Origin of the sequence: Pseudomonas sp. (genome assembly GCF_051660785.1) — a bacterium.
Taxonomy (GTDB): Bacteria; Pseudomonadota; Gammaproteobacteria; order Pseudomonadales; family Pseudomonadaceae; genus Aquipseudomonas.
Map to the genome: position 1 here is coordinate 41,266 of NZ_JBOFQE010000012.1, position 24,225 is coordinate 65,490.

21 protein-coding genes are annotated in these 24,225 nt (G+C 59.9%); 9 read left to right on the forward strand and 12 right to left on the reverse strand.

The genetic code is table 11. The features are described from left to right. Positions 1-40: 40 nt before the first annotated feature. The 7 genes from pqqF to ACRC4F_RS03565 all read left to right on the forward strand — a co-directional run bounded on the left by pqqF (position 41) and on the right by ACRC4F_RS03565 (position 7,791). Complete coding sequence (gene pqqF, locus ACRC4F_RS03535; protein ID WP_438658108.1) at positions 41-2,467, forward strand: pyrroloquinoline quinone biosynthesis protein PqqF; 2,427 nt, start codon at positions 41-43, stop codon at positions 2,465-2,467. 155 nt (positions 2,468-2,622) lie between these two features. Further along, positions 2,623-2,697, forward strand: coding sequence for a pyrroloquinoline quinone precursor peptide PqqA (gene pqqA / locus ACRC4F_RS03540; RefSeq protein WP_009045898.1), 75 nt, complete (start codon positions 2,623-2,625; stop codon positions 2,695-2,697). 79 nt (positions 2,698-2,776) lie between these two features. Then, a complete protein-coding gene (gene pqqB / locus ACRC4F_RS03545; RefSeq protein WP_438658109.1) occupies positions 2,777-3,688 on the forward strand; it encodes a pyrroloquinoline quinone biosynthesis protein PqqB in 912 nt (303 codons plus the stop codon). A gap of 139 nt (positions 3,689-3,827) precedes the next feature. Then, complete coding sequence (pqqC, locus tag ACRC4F_RS03550) at positions 3,828-4,580, forward strand: pyrroloquinoline-quinone synthase PqqC (RefSeq protein WP_438658110.1); 753 nt, start codon at positions 3,828-3,830, stop codon at positions 4,578-4,580. After that, positions 4,577-4,852 carry a pyrroloquinoline quinone biosynthesis peptide chaperone PqqD gene (pqqD, locus tag ACRC4F_RS03555; RefSeq protein WP_438658111.1) on the forward strand — a complete coding sequence of 92 codons (276 nt, stop codon included), beginning with the start codon at positions 4,577-4,579 and terminating at the stop codon, positions 4,850-4,852. The genes pqqC and pqqD overlap by 4 nt, the downstream gene beginning before the upstream one ends. Before the next feature lie 4 nt (positions 4,853-4,856). Next, positions 4,857-5,999 (forward strand): pyrroloquinoline quinone biosynthesis protein PqqE, encoded by a 1,143-nt coding sequence (pqqE, locus tag ACRC4F_RS03560; protein WP_438658125.1) that lies wholly within the window; start codon positions 4,857-4,859, stop codon positions 5,997-5,999. Beyond that, entirely contained in the window at positions 5,965-7,791 is a 1,827-nt protein-coding gene (locus tag ACRC4F_RS03565; protein ID WP_438658112.1) for a S9 family peptidase, read from the forward strand. The genes pqqE and ACRC4F_RS03565 overlap by 35 nt, the downstream gene beginning before the upstream one ends. Positions 7,792-7,927: 136 nt before the next feature. Here ACRC4F_RS03565 and ACRC4F_RS03570 read toward each other — a convergent pair whose 3' ends face one another. Together ACRC4F_RS03570 and ACRC4F_RS03575 are read right to left on the reverse strand one after the other, a co-directional pair. Further along, on the reverse strand, positions 7,928-8,086 hold the full coding sequence (locus tag ACRC4F_RS03570; RefSeq protein WP_007904205.1) for a YqaE/Pmp3 family membrane protein: 159 nt from the start codon (positions 8,084-8,086) through the stop codon (positions 7,928-7,930). Positions 8,087-8,291: 205 nt separating this feature from the next. Then, on the reverse strand, positions 8,292-9,533 hold the full coding sequence (locus ACRC4F_RS03575; protein WP_438658113.1) for an aspartate aminotransferase family protein: 1,242 nt from the start codon (positions 9,531-9,533) through the stop codon (positions 8,292-8,294). 169 nt (positions 9,534-9,702) lie between these two features. Here ACRC4F_RS03575 and ACRC4F_RS03580 point away from each other — a divergent pair, with 169 nt between their 5' ends. After that, complete coding sequence (locus tag ACRC4F_RS03580; RefSeq protein WP_438658114.1) at positions 9,703-10,617, forward strand: LysR family transcriptional regulator; 915 nt, start codon at positions 9,703-9,705, stop codon at positions 10,615-10,617. A gap of 232 nt (positions 10,618-10,849) precedes the next feature. On the opposite strand, the gene ACRC4F_RS03585 is transcribed toward ACRC4F_RS03580, so the two are convergent. From ACRC4F_RS03585 to bioB, 10 genes are all read right to left on the reverse strand, one after another. Next, positions 10,850-12,628 carry an acyl-CoA dehydrogenase C-terminal domain-containing protein gene (locus ACRC4F_RS03585; RefSeq protein ID WP_438658115.1) on the reverse strand — a complete coding sequence of 593 codons (1,779 nt, stop codon included), beginning with the start codon at positions 12,626-12,628 and terminating at the stop codon, positions 10,850-10,852. A gap of 187 nt (positions 12,629-12,815) precedes the next feature. Next, positions 12,816-14,612: an acyl-CoA dehydrogenase C-terminal domain-containing protein gene (locus ACRC4F_RS03590; RefSeq protein ID WP_438658116.1), complete on the reverse strand. Its 1,797-nt coding sequence runs from the start codon at positions 14,610-14,612 to the stop codon at positions 12,816-12,818. A gap of 90 nt (positions 14,613-14,702) precedes the next feature. Then, positions 14,703-15,992 carry a GGDEF domain-containing protein gene (locus ACRC4F_RS03595; protein WP_438658126.1) on the reverse strand — a complete coding sequence of 430 codons (1,290 nt, stop codon included), beginning with the start codon at positions 15,990-15,992 and terminating at the stop codon, positions 14,703-14,705. Positions 15,993-16,233: 241 nt separating this feature from the next. Next, positions 16,234-18,039, reverse strand: coding sequence for a phenylacyl-CoA dehydrogenase (locus tag ACRC4F_RS03600; RefSeq protein ID WP_438658117.1), 1,806 nt, complete (start codon positions 18,037-18,039; stop codon positions 16,234-16,236). A gap of 279 nt (positions 18,040-18,318) precedes the next feature. Further along, positions 18,319-18,615 carry a pyrroloquinoline quinone biosynthesis protein PqqE gene (locus tag ACRC4F_RS03605; RefSeq protein ID WP_438658118.1) on the reverse strand — a complete coding sequence of 99 codons (297 nt, stop codon included), beginning with the start codon at positions 18,613-18,615 and terminating at the stop codon, positions 18,319-18,321. 108 nt (positions 18,616-18,723) lie between these two features. After that, positions 18,724-19,404: a dethiobiotin synthase gene (bioD, locus tag ACRC4F_RS03610; RefSeq protein ID WP_438658119.1), complete on the reverse strand. Its 681-nt coding sequence runs from the start codon at positions 19,402-19,404 to the stop codon at positions 18,724-18,726. Next, the gene (bioC, locus tag ACRC4F_RS03615) at positions 19,401-20,213 is read right to left on the reverse strand and encodes a malonyl-ACP O-methyltransferase BioC (protein ID WP_438658120.1); all 813 of its coding nucleotides are present in this window, start codon (positions 20,211-20,213) and stop codon (positions 19,401-19,403) included. The genes bioD and bioC overlap by 4 nt, the downstream gene beginning before the upstream one ends. Continuing rightward, entirely contained in the window at positions 20,206-20,937 is a 732-nt protein-coding gene (locus ACRC4F_RS03620; RefSeq protein ID WP_438658121.1) for an alpha/beta fold hydrolase, read from the reverse strand. Before ACRC4F_RS03620 ends, bioC begins: the two co-directional genes overlap by 8 nt. Continuing rightward, positions 20,930-22,108 (reverse strand): 8-amino-7-oxononanoate synthase, encoded by a 1,179-nt coding sequence (gene bioF, locus ACRC4F_RS03625; RefSeq protein WP_438658122.1) that lies wholly within the window; start codon positions 22,106-22,108, stop codon positions 20,930-20,932. Before bioF ends, ACRC4F_RS03620 begins: the two co-directional genes overlap by 8 nt. Positions 22,109-22,242: 134 nt before the next feature. Beyond that, on the reverse strand, positions 22,243-23,298 hold the full coding sequence (bioB, locus tag ACRC4F_RS03630; RefSeq protein WP_438658123.1) for a biotin synthase BioB: 1,056 nt from the start codon (positions 23,296-23,298) through the stop codon (positions 22,243-22,245). A gap of 90 nt (positions 23,299-23,388) precedes the next feature. On the opposite strand from bioB, the gene ACRC4F_RS03635 reads away from it, so the two are divergent. Beyond that, a complete protein-coding gene (locus ACRC4F_RS03635) occupies positions 23,389-24,129 on the forward strand; it encodes a ComF family protein (protein WP_438658124.1) in 741 nt (246 codons plus the stop codon). Positions 24,130-24,225 lie beyond the last annotated feature (96 nt).

Sequence of the window (24,225 nt, forward strand, 5' to 3'; positions counted from 1 at the left end):
TATCCGCTAGCATTGGCACTTCTCTGCTCTGGAAGTGCTCATGCCTGCGCTGAATCACCCTCGCCCCCACACTGAAACCCTGGCCGACGGCCTGCGGGTGACGCTGCGTCATGCTCCCGATTTGAAGCGCTGCGCCGCTGCGTTGCGGGTTTTCGCGGGCAGTCACGACGTGCCGCTGGCATGGCCCGGCCTCGCGCATTTTCTTGAGCACTTGCTGTTTCTGGGTACGGAGCGCTTTACTGCAGGGCAAGGGCTGATGGCCTACGTGCAAGGCCATGGCGGCCAGGTCAATGCGCGCACCAGCGAACGCACGACCGACTTCTTTTTCGAACTGCCGCCTCAGGCGTTTAACGGTGGGCTGGAGCGTCTGTCAGACATGCTCGCTCATCCGCGTATGAATCTGGACGATCAGAAGCGGGAACGGGAAGTGCTGCACGCTGAATTTGTCGCATGGTCCCGGGATGCCACCGCTCAGCAGCAGTTCGCGTTGTTCGATGGATTGTCGGCCGCTCATCCGCTTCGGGCATTTCATGCAGGCAACCGGTACAGCCTGCCGGTGCCGCAGCCGGAGTTTCAGCAAGCGTTGAAGGATTTCTATCGGCAGTTTTATCAGACCGGGCAGATGACGTTGAGCCTGACTGGCCCACAAAGTCTCGATGAGTTGAGGGCAATGGCTCAGCACTTTGGCGATGCGATTGCCGTCGGGGAAAAGGTCGCGCAACAAGCGCCTGCACCGCTGATGGATTCTTCCGACAAAAGTTATCAACAGGCTGGCGAACATCGGCTCGATCTTCTGTTCGCGTTCGAAGCGTTGCCCGACTCATCCCGCGAAGCTTTAGCGTTCCTGTGTCATTGGCTGAACGCCGCGAAACCTGGCGGTCTGCTGGCTGAATTGCGCGAGCAAGGGCTGGCGGACAGCCTGAAGGCCACGCCGCTGTATCAGTTCGCCGGGCAAGCGTTGCTGCACGTCGAGTTCACCACAGATAAACCGGGGAGCACGATCCGCGAGCGGCTTGTGGATTGGCTGGGCTTTTTTGCTGCTCACCAGAACTGGACCGAGTTGCGCAAAGAGTACACCGCCCTGCTCGACCGTCAGCAACAAGTCAGCAGCGCCCTGCAACGGGTGCGACTGGACAGCGAGCAGCTTGAAGCAGGCTTATCCGAACAGGGCGTCGTAGCGCTCCAGGACATCCTGAAGAAAATCGGCGCTGTGGATAACTTCAGCAGTGAATGGCAATTGCCAACGCCCAACCCTTTTTTACGTGCTGAAGCGCTAGTGGCCAATGCCGGGCTGATTCGTGGCCAGACCAGCAAACACCGCGGCCTGCGGACATTTGCCCAGGACCGCTCGCGCAGCCGTCGCGAAAACTCTCCGATGCAGTTCAGTCAGGCGTTACCGGATAACACCGACGAAGGCGCGATTTATTTGCGCTGGCGATTGCAGGCCAAACCTCACCCTCGTCTTCAATCGAACCTGGAACATCGCCTGCAACCCTTGAGCGAAGATGCCTGTCAGGCGGGCGTCGACTTTTCCTTCAGTGCATCCGGCAATGAATGGCTGCTGAAGATGACAGGACTGCAGGAGCCGATGCCGACCGTCCTCGAACATGCGCTGAAAGAGCTGACAAAAGCTGACGCCGGTTTCCCACAGGAAGAACCGCCAAGCGTGCCGTTGATGCCGATCAGACAGCTGCTGAAGGCGCTGCCCGAGCATTGTCTTGAGCGCACCGCTGAAAGTGATGACGTGCAGCAGCTGTGGACGAGCGCACGCTGGCAAGGTCTGGCGACGGGCCTGTCGGTACAAACTCAAGCGGCGATGGGCCTGGCTCTGAGCCGCGTGCCAGGTGTTGCGGACGATCAACCGTCGCCGCCCGCCTCGATAAACTCTCGGCGTCTGTGGAGCGCGATCGACACCGGCTCCAGCGAACACGCACTGTTGCTGTTTTGTCCGACGGCCACGCCGGACATCGCGGACGAAGCCGCGTGGCGATTGCTCGCGCACCTGTGCCAGACTCCGTTCTATCAGCGCCTGAGAGTTGAGCTGCAATTGGGTTATGCCGTGTTCAGCGGCCTACGTCAGATCAATGGGCAAACCGGGCTGTTGTTCGGCGTTCAATCACCGAGCGTTACTCCTCAGGATCTGCTGCAACACATCGAACGCTTCTTGAGCGAAATGCCTGCAATGATTGAGGGCATCGATGACGCGACCTTCATCGCCCAGCGACAGGCCTTGGCCGATCAATTCCACTGCACCGCACTGCCCCATCCTCAGGCGGCCGAGCTGCTTTGGCAGGGGAAACTGGCCGGCCACTCGTCGGATTATCTGGAGCATCTGCCTGAAGCGATTCAGGTGATCGATCGCGAAGAGTTGAAAGCCGCCACCCGACGACTGAATCAAGCCGAAGGTGGTTGGCGCTGCTTGGCAAGCAGCGCCTGCACAACGGCGCCCTGGCAAGCGGCAAAATGATCATTACCGACGCTGCAATTAGCTTTCTCAAAGATTCGCGGCCAATCGCTCTGAAATTTTGAGTAACATAGCCACCTAACTATCTGAACATCTCCGGCTGGAGGTGGACTATATGTATAGATCTCAACTGTCTCATCACCTGAAGGAGCGCTCCCATGTCCTGGTCCAAACCCGCTTACACCGACCTGCGTATCGGCTTTGAAGTCACCATGTACTTCGCAAGCCGCTAAGGTCTGTCGTTGTCATGATGTGCAACGCCTCGGTTTACCGGGGCGTTTTTATTTTCAGCGTTGAAATGATGGAGCGTCCATGTTTGTCCAGATTCTAGGTTCCGCCGCCGGCGGCGGTTTCCCCCAGTGGAACTGCAACTGCGTGAACTGCGCCGGTTTTCGCAACGGCAGCCTGAACGCCAAGGCGCGGACCCAGTCGTCCATCGCCATTTCCGATGACGGCGTGAACTGGATTCTGTGCAACGCATCGCCGGACATCCGCGCCCAACTCCAGAGTTATACCCCGATGCAACCGGGCCGCGCCCTGCGCGATACCGGCATCAGTGCGATCATCCTGATGGACAGCCAGATCGACCACACCACCGGCCTGCTCAGCCTGCGTGAAGGTTGCCCGCATCAGGTCTGGTGCACCGATATGGTCCACGAAGACCTGAGCACCGGTTTTCCGCTGTTCAAAATGCTCACCCACTGGAATGGCGGGTTGACCTGGAACCGCATTGAACTCGACCGCAGCTTCACCATCCCCGCGTGCCCGAGCCTGCGCTTCACCCCGCTGCCCCTGCGCAGCGCTGCGCCACCGTACTCGCCGCACCGCTTCGACCCGCACCCGGGCGACAACATCGGCCTGATCGTCGAAGACCTGAACACCGGCGGCAAACTGTTCTATGCCCCGGGCCTGGGCAGAGTCGATGCGCCGTTGCTGGACATCATGGCCGGCAGCGATTGCCTGCTGGTGGACGGCACGATGTGGGATGACGACGAAATGCAGCGCCGTGGCGTCGGCACGCGTACCGGACGGGAAATGGGCCATCTGGCGCAAAACGGCCCCGGCGGCATGCTCGAAGTGCTGGAACAGTTGCCCAAGCAGCGCAAGGTGCTTATCCACATCAACAACACCAATCCGATTCTTGATGAGGATTCGCCGGAACGGGCCGAGCTGGTTCGGCGCAAGGTTGAAGTGGCTTATGACGGCATGAGTATAGTGTTGTAGGGCAACGAGACCGCTGCGCGGTCTATCGCCAGCAGGCTGGCTCCCACAGGGGAATGCGATCAACTGTGGGAGCCAGCCTGCTGGCGATGAGGCCGGTCCAGACACGACAAAATCCACCGGTCGTCCCCGGAGAACCGCAATGACTGACACCCCAATGTCCCCCGCCGAATTCGAAGCGGCCCTGCGCGCCAAGGGCGCCTATTACCACATCTACCACCCCTATCACGTGGCGATGTACGAAGGCCGGGCGAGCCGCGAGCAGATCCAGGGTTGGGTCGCCAACCGCTTCTACTATCAGGTGAACATCCCCCTGAAGGACGCGGCCATCCTCGCCAACTGCCCGGATCGCGAGATCCGTCGCGAGTGGATTCAGCGCCTGCTCGATCACGACGGCGCCCCCGGTGAAGACGGCGGCATCGAAGCCTGGTTGCGTTTGGGCCAGGCGGTCGGCCTCGACCCGGATCAGCTACGGTCGCAGGAATTAGTGCTGCCCGGCGTGCGATTTGCCGTGGACGCCTACGTCAACTTCGCCCGCCGGGCCAGTTGGCAGGAAGCTGCCAGCAGCTCACTGACCGAATTGTTTGCGCCGCAGATCCACCAGTCACGCCTGGACAGCTGGCCGCAGCATTACCCGTGGATCGACCCGACCGGCTACGAGTATTTCCGTACCCGCCTGGGTCAGGCGCGCCGGGATGTCGAGCACGGTCTGGCCATCACCTTGCAGCACTACACGACGCGGGAAGGCCGGGAGCGCATGCTGGAAATTCTCCAGTTCAAACTGGACATCCTTTGGAGCATGCTCGATGCCATGAGCATGGCCTACGAATTGAACCGCCCGCCGTATCACAGCGTGACCGACCAGCGGGTCTGGCATAAAGGAATCACCTTATGAGTTTTGATCGCAGCAAGATCCCGACCTGGCGTCAGGGCTACCGCTACCAGTACGAACCGGCACAGAAAGGCCATGTGCTGCTCTACCCGGAAGGCATGATCAAGCTCAATGAAAGTGCCGCATTGATTGGCGGTTTGATCGATGGCCAGCGTGATGTTGCGGCGATCATCGCCGAACTGGACACGCAGTTCCCCGGCGTACCCGAGCTCGCTGAGGACATCGAGCAGTTCATGGAGGTTGCCCGTGCTCAGCACTGGATCGAACTTGCCTGATTCCATGTCAGGCAAGTTACCGCCCAAACCGGAAATCGGCCTGCCCTTGTGGCTGCTGGCCGAGCTGACCTATCGCTGCCCGCTGCAATGCCCGTACTGCTCCAATCCGCTGGACTTCGCTGAGCAAGGCAAAGAGTTGAGCACCGAACAGTGGATCAAGGTGTTCCGCGAAGCGCGGGAAATGGGCGCCGCGCAATTGGGCTTTTCCGGTGGTGAACCGCTGGTGCGCCAGGACCTCGCCGAGCTGATCGCCGAGGCGCGCAAACTGGGTTTCTACACCAACCTGATCACCTCCGGCATTGGTCTCACCGAACAGAAAATCAGCGATTTCAAAAAGGCTGGCCTGGACCATATCCAGATCAGTTTTCAGGCCAGCGACGAGCAAGTGAATAACTTGCTGGCCGGGTCGAAAAAAGCCTTCGCGCAGAAGCTGGAAATGGCACGCGCGGTGAAGGCCCACGGTTATCCGATGGTGCTGAACTTCGTCACCCATCGGCACAACATCGACAAGATCGACCGGATCATCGAGCTGTGCATCGCCCTTGAGGCCGACTTCGTCGAACTCGCCACCTGCCAGTTTTACGGTTGGGCGCAGCTCAATCGGGTCGGCCTGCTTCCGACCAAGGAACAACTGGTCCGCGCCGAACGCATCACCAACGAATACCGCGCCAAGCTGGAAGCCGAAGGGCATCCGTGCAAGCTGATTTTCGTCACACCGGACTACTACGAAGAACGCCCGAAAGCCTGCATGAATGGCTGGGGCAGCATCTTTCTGACCGTCACGCCGGACGGCACTGCCCTGCCCTGCCACGGCGCCCGACAAATGCCGGTGCAGTTTCCCAACGTGCGCGACCACAGCATGCAGCACATCTGGTACGACTCGTTCGGCTTCAACCGCTATCGCGGTTACGACTGGATGCCCGAGCCGTGCCGCTCCTGCGACGAGAAAGAAAAAGACTTCGGCGGCTGTCGCTGCCAGGCGTTCATGCTCACGGGTGACGCGAGCAACGCCGACCCGGTGTGCAGCAAGTCGGAACATCACGGCGTGATTCTCAAGGCCCGCGAAGAAGCCGAGCACGCGACCCAGACCATCGAACAACTGGCCTTTCGCAATGAACGAAACTCACGCCTCATCGCCAAAAGCTGAACCCTTCAGCGCCTCCCGGGCCGTCGCGGCCGGTATCGACTTCGCCGAGTTGCTGGTCGGCCAGCATGGCCTGTTCTGGAACGAATACCGACCCGAAGATGCCGCGTGCAGGATCTGGCATTGGCGCGACGGTCAGGCCCGTTGCCTTACGCCGGCCGGCTTCAGCGTCCGCAGTCGAGTGTACGAATATGGCGGTGGCGCGTTTTGTCTGACCGATGACGGGATTGTTTTCGTCAACGAGGCGGACCAACAGCTCTATCGGCAATCCCTGGCGGGCGAGACACCTGAGGTACTGACCTCGAGTGAATGCCGTTTCGGCGATCTGCAATTTACCAATGGCCAGGTGCTCGCGGTTGAAGAGAACCGTGACCGGCATCGTCTGGTCGCGATCGATGTGGCTGACGGCCGGCGTCATCTGCTGGCCGAAGGCGCCGATTTCTATGCTGCGCCGACGCTGAGTCCCGACGCGCAACGATTGGCGTGGATCGAATGGAGCCGCCCGGATCAGCCATGGACCGCGACTCGGCTGATGGTTGCCGAACGCCGGGACGATGGAGGCTTTGCTCAACCGCGTTGTGTGGCGGGCGAAGGTATTCAGGAGTCGCTGCAACAACCTCGTTTCGACAGCGACGGCCGTCTGTTTTGCCTGACGGATCGTGCCGGCTACTGGCAGCCTTGGGTGGAATCCGCAGAAGGCCTGAGCCCGTTGCCGAGCGCCGCCGCTGATCACGGTCCGGCGCCGTGGCAGCTGGGTGGCAACACCTGGATGCCGCTGGGCGAAGGCAACTATCTGGCCAGTTGGACCGAAGACGGGTTTGGCAAACTGGGCATTTGCGGTGACGCCGCTGAAGATTTCACCGCTGATTACAGCCGCTTTCGCCATCTCGCACTGGATGAGCGATTCATCTACTGCATCGCGGCATCACCCGTCAGTTCTTCGGCGGTGATCGCGATCGAGCGCGATACCCGACAGGTCAAAATCCTCGCCGGGGGCATTGCACCGTTACCCGCCGAGCAGATCAGCGTCCCGCAAACCCTGCGCTACCCGAGCGGTTCGGGCGAGGCCCACGGTTTCTTCTATCCGGCGATGACCGGCGAGGCGAAACCGCCGCTGGTGGTGTTCATCCACGGCGGCCCGACCTCAGCCTGCTACCCGATGCTCGATCCACGTATTCAATACTGGGCGCAGCGCGGCTTCGCCGTGGCCGATCTCAATTACCGCGGCAGCAGTGGTTATGGCCGGGCTTATCGCCAGGCGCTGCATTTGAGTTGGGGCGAAGTCGATGTAGAGGATGCCTGCGCCGTAGTCGCTCATCTCTCCGAACGGGGATTGATCGACGGCGAAAAGGCCTTTATCCGCGGTGGCAGTGCCGGCGGTTACACCACCCTTTGTGCGTTGGCCTTTCACAACGTCTTCCGCGCGGGTGCCAGCCTTTATGGTGTAAGCGACCCAGTAGCACTCGGCCACGCAACCCATAAGTTCGAAGGCGATTACCTGGATTGGCTGATCGGCGACCCGATACAGGATGCCGAACGCTACGCCGCACGCACACCGTTGCTGCACGCGAGCAACATCAGTGTTCCGGTGATTTTCTTTCAGGGCGAACTGGACGCCGTGGTCGTGCCGCAACAGACTCGCGACATGGTCAAGGCGCTACAGGGCAACGGCATTCTGGTTGACGCGCATTACTACGCGGACGAACGTCATGGCTTTCGCAAGGCGGGGAACCAGGCCCATGCGCTGGAGCAGGAGTGGTTGTTTTATCGGCGGGTGATGGAGTTGTCGGACTGAATTTCTGCGATCTGTGCAGATAATTGCGGTGCCTCCATCGCGAGCAGGCTCGCTCCCACAGGGGATTTGCGTCGTTTACACATCCAATGTGGGAGCGAGCCTGCTCGCGATGGCGATCTATCTAATGCTGCAGAGCTCAGCGCTTGGCGATGATGTACACCGCATGCACGATCCCCGGGATGTAACCGCACAACGTCAGCAGGATATTCAGCCAGAACGCGCCGGCGAAACCGACTTGCAGAAACACACCCAGTGGTGGCAACAGAATAGCAATGATGATGCGAATGAAATCCATGGGGCAGCTCCTGATTTGAAGTGGGCTCGTGTGAGTCCTACTGTTAATCGACCTGCGCCGTTCGTCAGGGTTCACTAGGAACCTGGCCGAATACCGGGACCTAATGAATCGCAGACAAAAAAACGCCCCACGCGAAAAGAATCAAACGTGGGGCGATGCGTTATTACCGCGAGACGGTTCTGGATTTCGTGCGGGAAAGGTCTGATCAGACCGCAATCCCTTTACGGCACTGCAGCTGCGCGGTGCGTACGCGGGAAAAGGCGCGGGACAGGCGCAGGAGCATTTCGTCGATGTTGGCTTTGCTGACGGTGAGGGCCGGGGTGAAGCGCAGGCAATCGGGTTGCGGGGCGTTGAGCAACAAGCCTTCGTACAATGCTGATTTGACTACGGCATCAGCTGAATCGTCGGACAGGGTCAGTCCCCAGAGCAGTCCTTGCCCGCGCAGTTCGCCGTGACCGTAGCGATGGGACAACCGAGTCAGTCCTTCGCGCAGGTGCTGACCGGTCTCGCTCACATGATCGAGAAAACCCTTGTCCTGAATCGTGTTGAACACGGCAAGACCGGCAGCCGTCATCAGGGCATTGCCATGATGAGTTCCGCTCAGTTCGCGCACCTCGAAGCAGCAAGCCTTGCCTCTCGCCATCAACGCAGCCAATGGCACGCCGCCGCCAAGCCCTTTGCCGAGGGCGACGATATCGGCTCGAACGCCATAGGATTGCTCGGCAAGCAAGGTGCCGCAGCGACCGATACCGGTTTGTACTTCGTCAAGGATCAGCAAAATACCCAGTTCTCGGCACAGGTGTTCGACACCCTTGAGGTAAGACTCGGTGGCCGGAATCACCCCGGCTTCGTTCTGGATCGGTTCGAGCATGATGGCCACGGTCCGGGCATCGACCGCCGCGTGCATCGCCGCAAGATCATTGAAGGGAACGTGGTGCAAGTCCGACGTTGAAATCGTCTCGGGACTACGGCCATGGCAGCCGTTGCTCGCAACGATGATCCGCGAAGCCCCGCCACGATGTCGTCGACCCCATTTACGACCCAGTTTGATCGCTGCTTCACAGGCTTCGGTGCCACTGTTGAGCAGGTACGCCTGATCACTGCCAGTGCTGCTACACAGCCGCTCGGCAAGGTTGAGCATGCCGCGGTTATGCAGGCCACAACCGGGGTTGATCAGCGATTGAGCCTGCTCCGAAATCGCATTGACCAGCACCGAAGGGCTGTGGCCCAGGCTATTGGCGCCGCCACCCTGCGAAAAATCCAGATAAGCGCGGTCATCGCTGTCCCACAACCATGAGCCCTGGCCGCGGACGAAAATCTGTTTCGGCCGCTCGACACTAGGCATCAGGCACTCGCTGGAAAGGCTGTCGCTTCTGGACGACTGATAAGTATCTGCGACCAAGTCATCGAGACTCGGTGGACTGCGGCGCAAACTGAACAAATTCATCGGGACAAACCTCGTTTGAGGTTTTTTGCCTTACCTATGTAAACACCATTGCTGCAAACGGTATTCATCGTGCGCTCTGGCCCTGTAAGCCTTGTGAATGCGGTTAGACTAGGGTCAAGCACGGCGTTGAGCCATTTCGATTTCCCAGCATTTTCGATAAGCGCACCTTATGGATTTCAAGCAACTGCGTTATTTCGTCGCGGTCTACGAAGAGGGCCACGTAGGCCGGGCAGCCGAGCGACTCTCAATTTCCCAGCCGGCACTGTCCCAGCAGATCCGCCAGCTCGAACAGAACCTCGATGTGAGCCTGTTCGAACGCAGCAGCAAGCGCCTGCTGCCCACCCTGGCCGCCCATACTTTGTACAACCACGCCCTGCCCTTGCTCGATGGCTTGCAACGGGCACGCGAAGCGTTGGGCAATTTCAAAGGCCAGGCTTTACGCACCTTGGCCATTGGCGTGTTGCAGACGGTCCACACCAGCCTGGTGCCGCAGATGCTTGAACGCGTGCGCAAGGCGCAGCCACATCTGGTGGTGCAGATCTATGAACTGACGGGCCTGGAAATCGAGCGGCGGCTGCTTAATGGTTCACTCGACATCGGCATCAGCTACCTGCCGCCCCGTCAGCCGGGTTTGCATGGCGTCATGTTGTACGAAGATGAACTGACCCTGGTCATCCCGGCAGACCATCCGCTGCGTGAATTCAAGAAAGTCTCGATGAGTCAGGCCGCCGAGTTGCCCATGCTGTTGCTGGGTGAAGAATTTCAGGTGCGGCAGATCTGGCAGACACAACTGGCCAATCTGGGACGACGCCCGCAGGTGCAGGCAGAACTGAACAACATGGCGGGGATTCTCGACAGTCTGCCCCACACCCGGCTGGCCACTGTCCTGCCCGGGCGCTCGCAAAAAGCGCTCGGCAACAATGAACTGCTGTGGAAACCACTAACCGAGCCGCGAGTGCCGCTCAAAGTCGGGTTGGTGTGTCGGGATGTGCAACGGCAACAAGCCTCGCTGGCCTTGTTACGTACGCTGTTGGAGGAAGTGATGAACCGGCCGGACGAGCGCTTGAGCAACTCGACGGGTTGAGCTGAATACTTTTCTCGAGGCAAAAGAAAACCCCGCCGAAGCGGGGCTTTGCAGACTGTTTCCCTGACATCCATTTCACTCCGCCGTCCTGGCAGAATCCTACGTGTCCGTGTTGTTGCTTTGCGCTTCCTGCGCGACGTCCATGTGAAGTAGATTAGCTCTGGATCCAATCTTCGCCTATGGGAGAACGGCAGCACGTCATGTAAGAGAATGCTTACATGACGCGCCTTTGTCAGAACTGTGCAGCGTCCAGCAGGAACAGCGACTCGCTCCCCGCCTTCACCGATGCACTCAGCGAGTGAATACGCGGCAGCAGACGGGCGAAATAGAACCGCGCCGTGCCCAATTTGCTCGCGTAGAAATCGTCCTGCGCTTCTTTGCCGAAGGCTGCCTTGGCCATCAGAGCCCACATGTAGGCGTACGCCACGTAACCGAAGGTTTGCAAGTACTCGACTGAGGCCGCGCCGATTTCGTTCGGGTTGTTTTTTGCCCGGTCCAGCAGCCATGAAGTCAATTCGTCGAGGGTGGTCACGGCATCGTTCAGCGGTTTGGTGAACTCAGCCAGGTCGGCGCTGGCCGTGGCGGTGAAATGACGGATCTCATCCGCGAACAGGTTGTAGAACGCGCCGCCGGTGCCGACGATCTTGCGTCCTACGAGGTCCAGCGCCTGAATGCCGTTGGTGCCTTCGTAGATCTGGGTAATGCGCACGTCGCGCACCAGTTGCTCCTGGCCCCACTCGCGGATGTAACCGTGGCCGCCGAACACCTGCTGGCCGTGAACGGTGGTTTCCAGACCGAGGTCGGTGAGGAACGCCTTGGCCACCGGCGTCAGCAATGCCACCAGATCTTCCGCACGCTTGCGGGTGGTCGCATCTTCGCTGAACTTGGCGGTGTCCAGTTGCATGGCCACGTAAGTAGAAAACGCACGGCCACCTTCGTTCGAGGCTTTCATGGTCAGCAGCATGCGACGCACGTCCGGGTGGACGATGATCGGGTCAGCGACCTTGTCTTTGTTCTGCGCGCCGGTCGGCGAACGGCTTTGCAAGCGATCGCGGGCGTATTCAACAGCGTTCTGGTAGGAGCGCTCGCCGGTCGCCAGGCCTTGAATACCAACGCCCAGACGCTCGTAGTTCATCATGGTGAACATCGCTGCCAGGCCTTTGTTCGGCTCGCCGACCAGGTAACCGATGGCTTCGTCAAAGTTCATCACGCAGGTCGCGGACGCCTGGATGCCCATCTTGTGTTCGATCGAACCGCAATTGGCCGGGTTGCGCGCGCCCAGGCTGCCATCGGCGTTGACCATGAACTTCGGCACCAGGAACAGCGAAATGCCTTTCGGCCCCGCCGGTGCGTCCGGCAGCTTGGCCAGCACCAAGTGGATGATGTTCTCGGTCAGGTCGTGTTCGCCGCCGGTGATGAAGATCTTGGTGCCGCTGACTTTGTAGGAACCGTCGGCCTGAGGTTCGGCCTTGGTGCGGATGATCCCCAGGTCCGTACCGGCGTGCGGCTCGGTCAGGCACATGGAACCGGCCCAGATCCCGGCGTACATGTTTGGCAGGTACGCCGCTTTCAGCTCTTCGCTGGCGTGGGCGTTGATCGACAGGCAGGCGCCGGCGGTCAGCATCGGGTACAGACCGAAGGACAGGCTGGCGGAGTTGACCATTTCTTCGACTTGCGCGGAAACGGCCTTGGGCATGCCCATGCCGCCGTAGGTCGGATCGCCACCGACACCGACCCAACCGCCTTCGGCATAAGTCTGATAAGCCTGTGGGAAACCTGCCGGCGTGGTGACGGCACCGTCCGCCCAATGGCAACCTTCTTCGTCAGCCGCGCGGCTCAGGGGTGCGATGCTTTTGCTGGTGACCTTGCCGGCTTCTTCGAGAATGGCTTCGACGGTTTCCGCATCGACGGTCTCGGCCAGCGCCGGCAACTCGGCCCAGAGTTTGGCGACCTCGAAAACTTCATTGAGGACGAAGCGCATATCGCGCAGGGGCGCTTTGTAGTCAGCCATGGCAAACCTCGCAAGATCTAAACAGGTGAATCGTGGGAATGATTTTTTCGTTGGGTCCGAGTGTAACCCAACAACTTTTGCGACACATAGGGTCAGCCAGTGACCGTTTTGTAATGTTTAGTCACTGACTATTCAGTCATGAAAAAGCCCGCAACAACGCGGGCTCCTTTGTCAGTGGATTCAGGGATTAAAGCGCAAACAACTCCGCCGGCAGCTTCATCAGGCAATCGCTGCCCGCTTCAATAGCCGCCCGATGAGCGGCCGTGCGCGGGAGCAAACGCTTGAAGTAAAACTCGCTGGTGGCCAGTTTGCCCCGGCAAAAATCGGCATCGCCGCTGCCCGCGTCGAGCTGCGCCTGAGCCACCAGCGCCATACGCAACCACAGATAGCCGAGGATGATGTAACCGCTGTACATCAAGTAATCCACCGACGCAGCACCTACTTCATCCGGATTCTTCATCGCAGCCATGCCGACCTGGGTGGTCAACTCGCCCCACTGCTGATTCAGGCCATTGAGTTGCGCCACATAGCTGCCCAGTTGCGGATGCTCGGCATTCGCCGCGCAGAATTTGTGGACGATTTTGGTAAAGCCACGCAGCAGTTTGCCCTGGCTGCCCAGCACTTTGCGCCCGAGCAGATCCAGCGCCTGAATGCCATTGGTGCCCTCGTAGATCGGCGCGATCCGGCAGTCGCGAACCAACTGTTCCATGCCCCATTCACGGATGAAGCCGTGACCGCCAAACACTTGCATGCCGTGGTTGGTCACTTCCAGCCCGGTGTCGGTCATGAAGGCTTTGCAGATCGGCGTCAGGAACGCCAGCAGGTCTTCGGCGTCCTGGCGCGCCGTTTCATCCGGGCTCAGGTGCGCCGCGTCCAGCAGCTGCGCGGTGAAATAGGTCAGCGCGCGGTTGCCTTCGTTGAAGGCTTTCATGGTCAGCAACATCCGGCGCACGTCAGGATGAACGATGATCGGGTCGGCGGCTTTTTCCGGTGCTTTGGGACCGGTGAGCGAACGCATTTGCAGGCGATCGTTGGCGTACTTGATCGCACCCTGGAAACTCGCCTCGCCCAGACACAGCCCCTGCATGCCGGTGCCAAGCCGCGCGTGGTTCATCATGGTGAACATGCAGTTCAAGCCCTTGTTCGGCTCGCCGATCAGGAAGCCCTTGGCCTCGTCGAAGTTCAGCACGCAGGTGGCCGACGCCTTGATGCCCATTTTGTGTTCGATCGAGCCACAGGAAACGCCGTTGCGCTCGCCGGCTTCACCCTCGGCATCGGGTAGGAATTTGGGAACGATGAACAGGGAAATGCCCTTGGTGCCTGCCGGAGCATCCGGCAGTTTCGCCAACACCAGATGAATGATGTTGTCGCTCATGTCGTGTTCGCCGGCCGAGATGAAAATCTTGCTGCCGGAAATCGCGTAGCTGCCGTCGGCGGAAGGGACGGCGCGGGTTTTGATGATGCCCAGGTCCGTGCCGCAATGGGCCTCGGTCAGGCACATGGTGCCGGTCCATTGGCCTGCGGTGAGTTTGCTCAGGTAGGTGTTTTTCTGCGCTTCGGTGCCGTGGGCGTGGATGGCCGACATCGCACCGTGGGTCAGGCCGGGGTACATGCCCCAGGAGGTATTGCTGGAGCCGACCATTTCACTGATGACCAGGCCCAGTGAGCTGGGCAAACCCTGTCCGCCATACGCCGGATCAGCCGCCAGACCATGCCAGCCGCCCTCCACGTATTGTGCGAAGGCTTGCTTGAAACCTGTAGGCGTTGTCACCACGCCATTGTCGAAATGGCAGCCTTCTTCGTCGCCGCTGCGATTCAACGGTGCGAGAACGTTCTCGCAGAACTTCGCGCCTTCTTCGAGGATCGCATTGACCATGTCCGGGCTGGCGTCGGTAGCACCCAGCGCTGCGTAGTTCGTATGGAAGTCGAAGACGTGGTCGATCAGAAAGCGCATATCGCGCAGGGGAGCTTTGTACTCGGGCATGGTCGTTTCTCCGTCAGCAGATTCCTCAAACCTACTGCCGCCCACCCTGCCTCACAATCACAGTCCAGACGCTGAATGCGCCATCATCACTCAACCCGCAGCAGCATCCATCCGAACCGCGCCACGACGAGACTGACCGAAAGCCACCACACAATTTCGCCCGGCGCCTTTGGCGCTATAGAGCGCTTCGTCAGCGGACTTGAGCACCTTTTCGGGGGTTCGCTGCTCCACGCGTTCGGCGACACCGATGCTGACGGTGACCGACACACTTGAAGCGCCGGAGCCCGCGCGACGCTGACGCCCCTGTTGATCGTCCTGCGGGCGGGCGTCCTGATTGCGCAATTGGATGTTGTAGGTGGCAATGGACTCGCGGATGACTTCCAGGTGCGGCATGCACTCTTCGAGGGTCTTGCCCGCGAACACCAGGGCAAATTCCTCACCGCCGTAGCGATATGCCCTACCGCCGCCGCCGATTTTCGACAGCTTGCTGGCGACCAGTCGCAGGACCTGGTCACCGACATCGTGGCCGTGGGTGTCGTTGAATTTCTTGAAGTGATCGACGTCGCTCATGGCCAGCACGTAGTTGCGCCCCAATCGCTGCATCCGCTCGTTCAAGGCGCGGCGCCCCGGCAGGCCGGTGAGCTCGTCGCGGAAGGCCATTTGATAGGCCTCGTGGGCGACCGCTGCGGCAATCATCAACATCACCTGGCTGCACATGATGTTCAGGGTGAACGGCAGGATGAAGGTTTTCGGCAATGCCCAGAACAACCCGAGCAAACCCACCAGTTGTGCAGCGTGCAAAGGTCTGGGGTTGCGCCAGTATTGCCAGCTCAGCAGCAGGAACGAAGCGATGAATACAGGATAGGAAAGCTGGATCAGGCTCATCCAGGCGCCATGCAGCGCCGGCCAACGGATTTCCGACAGCCACATCAGCAAGGCCTGGGGATAACTTTGCTCCAGCCCCAACGCGACACTGCCGACGGCCAGCAATACCGCGAAACGCGCCACCATGTCCTGAAACAAATGAGTGCGTTCCTGCCAGGCCGCGAACACGCCGAACAACAGGGGGAGCAACAGACAGCAGAGATGGAACACCACGGCCGCGTCATCCCTGACTTTGCCGTTGTCGCGGTAATAGTCGGTCTGGGTATCGAGCAGAAAGTAGGCGATGTACACCGTCACCATCAGAAACAACTCGCGCTGACGTCGGTAAACCGCGCAATACGCGCCGCCGAGCAACAGCACCAGGGTTGGCAGTACGTTGAACAACGAGGTGAAGAAGACGTTGAGTTCCTTGATGTAGGCGGCCGCAAGCCCCGCAAGTAAAAGCAGTAACGACGGTAGGAAATGGCTGAAACGTACAGCGGAAGAACGCGGCAAGGGTAAAGCTCCGACCGTCATGACAATAGATGGCATTATGCCCACCTACTGTAACGGCAGAAATGCCGACTTACTGAGTCAATTGTCTGGTTTTTTTATCGAGTGCTTCGGTGGCTACAGACGGGATGGGCAGAGCCTGAATCTCATCAAAGAGCGCGGGCGACAGCTTTTACTTTTTCCAAGAACAAAAAAGCCGCTACCCCCGAAGGGATAGCGGCCTTTTGAAGAACCGCGTTATGACTTAGTAGCCCAGCGCGAAGTTCTCTTCTTTCATGTCCATCAAGTTGTTGGCACCCGACAGCATGGTTGCAACGTGAGTGCGGGTACGCGGCAGGATGCGCTGGAAGTAGAAGCGCGCAGTCTGCAGCTTGGCGGTGTAGAACGCCTCTTCCGAAGTGCCGGCAGCCAGTTTCTCGGCAGCCAGGCGCGCCATGTCAGCCCAGAAGTAGGCCAGGCAGGCGTAACCGGAGTACATCAGGTAGTCCACCGACGCCGCGCCGACTTCTTCGCGATCTTTCATGGCCGCCATACCGACCTTCATGGTCAGCTCGCCCCACTCTTTGTTCAGTGCAGCCAGCGGTGCGACGAACTCTTGAACGGCTTCGTTACCTTCGTTGGTCTGGCAGAACTTGTGGACGATCTTGGTGAAGCCTTTCAGGGCCTCGCCTTGAGTCATCAACACTTTACGGCCCAGCAAGTCGAGTGCCTGGATACCGGTGGTGCCTTCGTACAGCATCGAAATACGGCTGTCGCGAACGTTCTGCTCCATGCCCCACTCGGCGATGAAGCCGTGGCCGCCGTAGATTTGCACGCCGTGGTTGGCGGATTCGAAGCCGACTTCAGTCATGAAGGCTTTGGCGATTGGAGTCATGAAGGCCAGCAGTGCGTCGGCTTTCTTTTTCTCTTCTTCGTCTACGCCGTATTTGACGATGTCGACTTGCTTGGCGGTGAAGTAAACCATCGCGCGGTTGCCTTCGGCGAACGCCTTCATGGTCAACAGCATGCGACGTACGTCAGGGTGCACGATGATCGGGTCAGCGGCTTTTTCCGGCGCTTTCGGGCCAGTCAGCGAGCGCATTTGCAGACGATCACGAGCGTACTTCAGGCCGCCCTGGAAGCCGATCTCGGCGTGGGCCAGACCTTGCAGCGCGGTGCCCAGACGTGCGGTGTTCATGAAGGTGAACATGCAGTTCAGGCCTTTGTTCGCCGGGCCGATCAGGTAACCGGAGGCCGCGTCGAAGTTCATCACGCAGGTGGCGTTACCGTGGATGCCCATCTTGTGTTCCAGGGAGCCACAGGTCACGGCGTTGCGAGCGCCGATCGAACCGTCAGCGTTCGGCATGAACTTCGGCACGATGAACAGCGAAATGCCTTTGGTGCCCGCCGGTGCATCCGGCAGACGTGCCAGCACGATGTGGACGATGTTGTCGGCCATGTCATGTTCACCGGCCGAGATGAAGATCTTGGTGCCGGAGACTTTGTAGGAACCGTCGGCCTGAGGTTCAGCCTTGGTGCGCAGCATGCCCAGATCGGTGCCGCAATGCGGTTCGGTCAGGCACATGGTGCCGGTCCATTCGCCGGAAACCAGCTTGGTCAGGTAAGCCTCTTGCTGCTCAGGCGTGCCGTGCTCGGAAATGGTGTTCATCGCGCCGTGCGACAGGCCTGGGTACATGCCCCACGACCAGTTGGCTTCGCCAACCATTTCGCTGACCGCCAGACCCAGAGACTCCGGCAGGCCTTGGCCGCCGTGCTCTACGTCGTGGGCCAGGCTCGGCCAGCCGCCTTCAACGAATTGCTTGTAGGCTTCTTTGAAACCAGTCGGGGTTTTAACGCCGGACTCGCTCCAGGTACAGCCTTCGGTGTCACCCACGCGATTCAGCGGAGCCAGCACCTGCTCACAAAACTTGGCGCCTTCTTCGAGAATGGCGTCAACCATGTCTGGAGTTGCGTCTGCACAAGCCGGAAGGCTCTGATAGTGCGCTTCGTAGCCGAGCAGTTCGTCACGAACGAAGCGAATATCACGCAAGGGGGCCTTGTAGTCAGGCATAGCGATAAACCTCTGCTGATGTAACCGGGAATGAACGACCGTGTTGATTTGTTGTGACGGTCAAACAGTTGTTTGAAACATACGTTTACGCCCAAATCTTGTCAAGCGCCGATCCTTTGCCATTCGTCATCGCGATACGCAAATGCCGGACACGCAGCCGCGCTGCCACCGTTGACAACGCAACAGGCCATGCAGGAAAGATTAGTTGAGGGGGAAGGACTTACGCACAAAAACGCCGCGAATATTCGCGGCGTTGGCAGGACGGATTCAACGGGGGGATCAAGCGAAGGTATCGATCAACGTTCCGAGCATTTCATCGGAAGCCTTGGCGACTTTGACGCCGGCCTCAACCTGAAACTTGCCCTGTGCCATTTCGACCATGTTGCTGGCCAGGTCCGATTGTTGACTGCGGTCTACCGAACGCAGGCGGTCGACTTGTAACTCGGAAGACTGGCTAGTCGCCGAACGTTCGATGGTGCTGCTGGCGATCAGGCTTGAAGATTGATCGACACGGTTCTGCCCCGTCTGAATAGTGCTCAGACCGGCATAGAAAGCGGTGTTTCCTGAGATTTCCATAGGCGGCACTCGTCCTGCAAAGGATCAATGACGGCCATTGAACCAGACCTGATGGCAAAAGGCCCGACAAAAACACTAATGGCACAGTGCCTTGTCATAGGCAAAATCTCAATCCAGCAGATCCAGTTGCAGATGTTCCGCCACCGCTTCTGCGGTTATCGATTTGAGTTTGGGTACTCGTCCAAGACAAGGCGCAGGAATCCGCTCGGCAAGAGTTGCGAGGTTCTCCTCCAGGCGCGAGGTCTTAGGATCGATGATATTGGCCACCCACCCCGCCAGCTGCAAACCGTCCTGAGCAATCGCCTCGGCCGTCAGCAGCGCATGATTGATGCAACCCAACCGCACGCCGACCACCAGGATCACCGGCAGATCCAGCGCCATCGCCAAATCCGAAAGATTGTCCTGATCCGCCAACGGCACGCGCCAGCCTCCCGCCCCTTCAATCAAAGTGAAATCCGCCTGCATGTCGAGAATCTCGAGCATCGGCGTCAACAGTGATTGCACCGTCAGCGCCACGCCGGCTTCCCGAGCGGCCAGGTGCGGAGCGATCGGCGGTTCGAACGCCACCGGATTGACCTGTGCGTAAGTCAAAGGCACCGAGCATTCGGCCAGCAGCGCCAGCGCATCGGAATTGCGCAAGCCCTTGGGCGTCACATCACAACCGGATGCGACCGGCTTGCCCGCCGCCGTACTCATGCCCGCCGACCGCGCGGCGTGCAGCAAGCCCGCAGCGATGGTGGTCTTGCCGACATCAGTGTCCGTGCCGGTGATGAAATAGGCAGCGCTCATACGGGTTTCTCCAACACGGCGTAGACCACCTGATAAGTCGCCGGCAATCCTTCGACCTGACGAAACTGCTCATAAGCCTCGATCAAGCCGAGGATCCGCGCCCGGCCGGTCAAACCACCCGGCCGACCAGGGTTCAAGTTGTGCGCGCCCAGCGCTTTGAGTTCATGCGTCAGGCTGCGCACGTCCGGGTAATGCAGCACATGTGGACGGGTTTGCAGACTGACCACCTTCATGCCACTGGATGCGCACAGCTGTTGATAAACACCCGACTCGCGGAAGCGATTGACGTGCACCATGCCGTCCACCTGGCGCCAGCTGTCACGCAACTCAAACAACGTCCCTACGCAAAGACTAGCAAACGCGAAAATCCCGCCCGGTTTCAGTGCCCGATACGCCTCACTGAGCACCGACTCAAAATCCGCGCACCACTGCACCGCCAGGCTGGAGAAGATCAAATCACAGGTCGAATCCTGCAGCGGCAAACGCTCCGCATCCCCAGCGATGAAATGCGTGGCACCACCCAATGGCTGAGCGTGATTGAGCATGCCTTCGGCGATGTCCATTGCCAGTCCATGACCGACAGGAAAGCGTTCGCTCAATGCCCGGCTGAAATGCCCGGTGCCGCAACCCAGGTCCAGCCAGACACCCGGCACAAAATCACCGGGCAAACGGCTTAACAACTGGCTGCCAACGTCGCGCTGCAACTCAGCCACGCTGTCGTAGCTCGCCGCTGCGCGGGAAAAGGACGCCGCTACCTGACGCTTGTCCGGCAAACCGCCGGACAAATTGGGAAAGGATAAATCAGTCATCACCGGACTCGTGCAAAAAGGCCTGAATCGCCCCCGCCACACCGTGGGGGTCTTCCAGAAGAAACGCATGACTGGCCTGCTCGATCAGGCCGATTTCGACATCAGGCAGCAGCGCCAGCAACTCCCCCGCCGCTTCAGCCGGGACCAGTCCGTCGAGGCCGGCGAACAAATGCAGTTGCGGACCACGAAATGCCTGCAACGCCTGACGGGTATCCAATTGTGCGAGCACTTCCAGCCCGCTCATCAGCACCGCTTCAGAGGTATGCGGCGCCCCGCCGAGCAATAACCGCGACAGCCCGCGAGGATCTTCCGAACCTTGGGCGCAAAGGAGTGAAAAGCGCTTCAACGTCATCCGCGGGTCGGCTTTGCAACCGGCGAGAAACGCATCGAAGGTTTCGCCAGGCATCGCGCTCGGCCATTGCTCATGGGCGACAAAAGAAGGATTGCTGGCCAGGGTCAGCAAGCCGCAGCAACGATCACCACGACGCGCCGCCAGCTCAGACGCCAGCATGCCGCCGAGGGACCAGCCACCGAGCCAGGTATCTTGCGGGATCGTCGAGTCCAGCTCATCGAGCCACTCTTCAAGCTCGCTCGATTGCAGTTCCGGCAACGGCTCAATCTCGACCCGCAGATGCTCATCCAGCCCCTGCAACGCGGCTGCCAAAGGCTCCAGCGGTGAAATTCCGAGGCCCCAACCGGGCAACAGAATCAGTCGATCACGCATGGCTCGGCTCCGGTCCAAGTTGTTGGAAACAATCGGCCAGTCCATTCAACAATAGCTGCACCTGCGCCTCGCTGTGGGCAGCGGTCAGGGTCACGCGCATACGAGCACTGCCGGCAGGCACGGTCGGCGGACGAATCGCCGTGACCATCAGGCCGCGCTCGCGCAGCATCTGTGACAGCCGCACCGCACGCCCGGCATCGCCGATCATGATCGGCTGGATCGGTGTGAAGCTGTCCATCAACTCCAGGCCAATCTGCTCGGCACCGTGGCGGAACTGGCGGATCAACGTCTTCAGGTGCTCGCGTCGCCAGTGCTCGGTGCGCAGCAACTCGAGGCTTTTCAGCGTCGCGCAGGCCAAGGCCGGCGGTTGGCTGGTAGTGTAGATGTAGGGGCGGGCAAACTGGATCAGGCTTTCGATCAGTTCTTCGCTACCCGCCACAAAGGCACCCGCGGTGCCGAACGCCTTGCCAAGGGTGCCGACCAGTACCGGCACGTCTTCCTGACTCAGGCCGAAATGCTCGACGATCCCGCCACCATTGGCGCCCAACGGACCGAAGCCGTGGGCGTCATCGACCATCAGCCACGCGCCTTTGGCCTTGGCTTCCCGGGCCAGCGCCGGCAGGTCGGCGATATCGCCGTCCATGCTGAACACGCCGTCGGTGACCACCAGTGTATTACCGGTGGCCTTCTCAAGACGTTTGGCCAGACTGGCCGCATCGTTGTGCAGATAACGATTGAAACGCGCGCCTGACAACAAACCGGCATCCAGTAACGAAGCATGATTGAGGCGGTCTTCCAGCACCGTATCGCCCTGCCCGATCAACGCGGTGACCGCGCCGAGGTTGGCCATATAACCGGTGGTGAACAGCAGCGCACGCGGGCGACCGGTCAGGTCGGCCAAGGCTTCTTCCAGCTCATGATGCGGCGTGCTGTGGCCGATGACCAGGTGCGACGCCCCGCCACCGACGCCCCAGCGGGCAGCGCCAGCGCGCCAGGCTTCGATCACTTGTGGGTGATTGGCCAGGCCCAGGTAGTCATTGTTGCAGAACGCCAGCAACGGCTGGCCGTCGACCACCACTTCCGGGCCTTGAGGGCTTTCGAGCAGGGGACGCTGGCGGTAGAGGTTTTCGGCACGACGGGCAGCAAGGCGTGCGGCGAGATCGAAAGACATGCAGGCCTCAAAGGTCAGATTGTAGGAGCCGGCTTGCTGGCGATAGCATCTCCTCGGTATTCAGACAGACCGCAGTGATGCCATCGTCGGAACGCCGCCCGCAGCAAGCCGGCTCCTACAGGGTTTCGCGATGATCAGACGGCGGCGTTATAGAACTGCTCGCTGCTCTTCTGCTCAACCAGCGCCTGTTCGATCGCGGCCTGATGCACCTCGTCCGCGTGCTCTTCGCGCGCTTCCGGCAGGATCCCCAGGCGCGAGAACAGTTGCATGTCCTTGTCGGCCTGCGGGTTGGCGGTGGTCAGCAGTTTGTCGCCGTAGAAAATCGAGTTGGCACCGGCGAAGAACGCCAGGGCCTGCATCTGTTCGTTCATCGCTTCGCGGCCGGCGGACAGGCGCACGTGGGATTGCGGCATCAGGATGCGCGCGACGGCAAGCATGCGGATGAAGTCGAACGGGTCGATGTCTTCGGCATTTTCCAGCGGCGTACCGGCGACTTTCACCAGCATGTTGATCGGCACCGACTCCGGATGCTCCGGCAGGTTGGCCAGCTGGATCAGCAGATTGGCGCGGTCATCGAGGGACTCGCCCATGCCGAGGATGCCGCCGGAGCAGATCTTCATCCCCGACTCACGCACGTAGGCCAGCGTTTGCAGGCGCTCGCTGTAAGTGCGGGTGGTGATGATGCTGCCGTAGAACTCAGGCGAGGTATCAAGGTTGTGGTTGTAGTAATCGAGGCCGGCGTCAGCCAGAGCGACGGTCTGGTCCTGGTCCAGTCGACCCAGGGTCATGCAGGTTTCCAGACCCATGGCTTTCACGCCTTTGACCATTTCCAGCACGTAAGGCATGTCTTTGGCCGACGGGTGTTTCCACGCCGCGCCCATGCAGAAGCGGGTCGAACCGATGGCCTTGGCGCGAGCAGCCTCTTCGAGGACCTTCTGCACTTCCATCAGTTTTTCTTTTTCCAGGCCAGTGTTGTAGTGACCGGACTGCGGACAATATTTGCAATCTTCCGGGCAAGCGCCGGTTTTGATCGACAGCAGGGTGGAAACCTGGACGCGGTTGGCGTCGAAATGCGCGCGGTGCACCGTCTGCGCCTGGAACAACAGGTCGTTGAATGGCTGAACGAAGAGTGCTTTGACTTCGGCCAAAGACCAGTCATGACGCAGGGTTGCAGAGGTGCTGGCGCTCATGGGCGTTTCCTTGATTATGCTTGGCAGGCGGCTGGGGAACGGAATACCCACAGACGCGACACGGATGTTCGGCATATTTAAGGAAGAGCGATGCGCTGTCAACCACGATACGTAGGACCGGTTTACAACTGGTTAAACAATAACCAACACTGCCTGCTCTGTAGCGAAGCCACCGAGGAAGCCAGACCCATCTGTATGGCTTGTGAAACCGACCTGCCCTGGCTGGGCGATCACTGCCAGACCTGCGCCCTGCCCTTGCCTGCGGCAGGTCTGACGTGCGGCCCATGTTTAAAACTGCCGCCGGCTTTTGAACGGGTCACCGCGCCCTGGTCTTACAGTTTTCCGGTGGACACGTTGATCACACGCTTCAAACACAGCGCCAAGTGGCCGTTTGGCCGCCTGCTCGGCGAACTTCTGGCGCAGTTCCTGCAACATCGCTTCGATGAGGACCTTGATCGACCTGAAGCTCTGGTCCCGGTCCCGCTGGCCGCCAAACGCCTGCGCCAACGGGGTTTCAATCAGACGGCGATGCTTGCTCGCTGGCTCAGCGACAGCCTCGACATCCCTTGCGATGAAAAACTCCTGCTGAGGATTCAGGACACCAGCGCGCAACAGGACCTGAATGCCGATGCGCGCAAAAAGAACCTGCGTAATGCCTTTGCGCTGGCGCCTGACGCATCGATCAAAGGCCGCCATCTGGCGTTGGTGGACGACGTGCTGACCACCGGCGCTACAGCTCAGGCTCTGGCTCGCCTGTTGATGGATGCCGGCGCGTCGCGGGTCGACGTCTACTGCCTGGCCCGGACGCCCAAACCCGGCAACTCGGTTTAACCCAAGGACACAAAACCTGTGGGAGCGAGACCGGCTTGCCGGCGATGGCGGAGTGTCAGTCGACATTTGTGTTACCTGACACGCCGCCATCGCCGG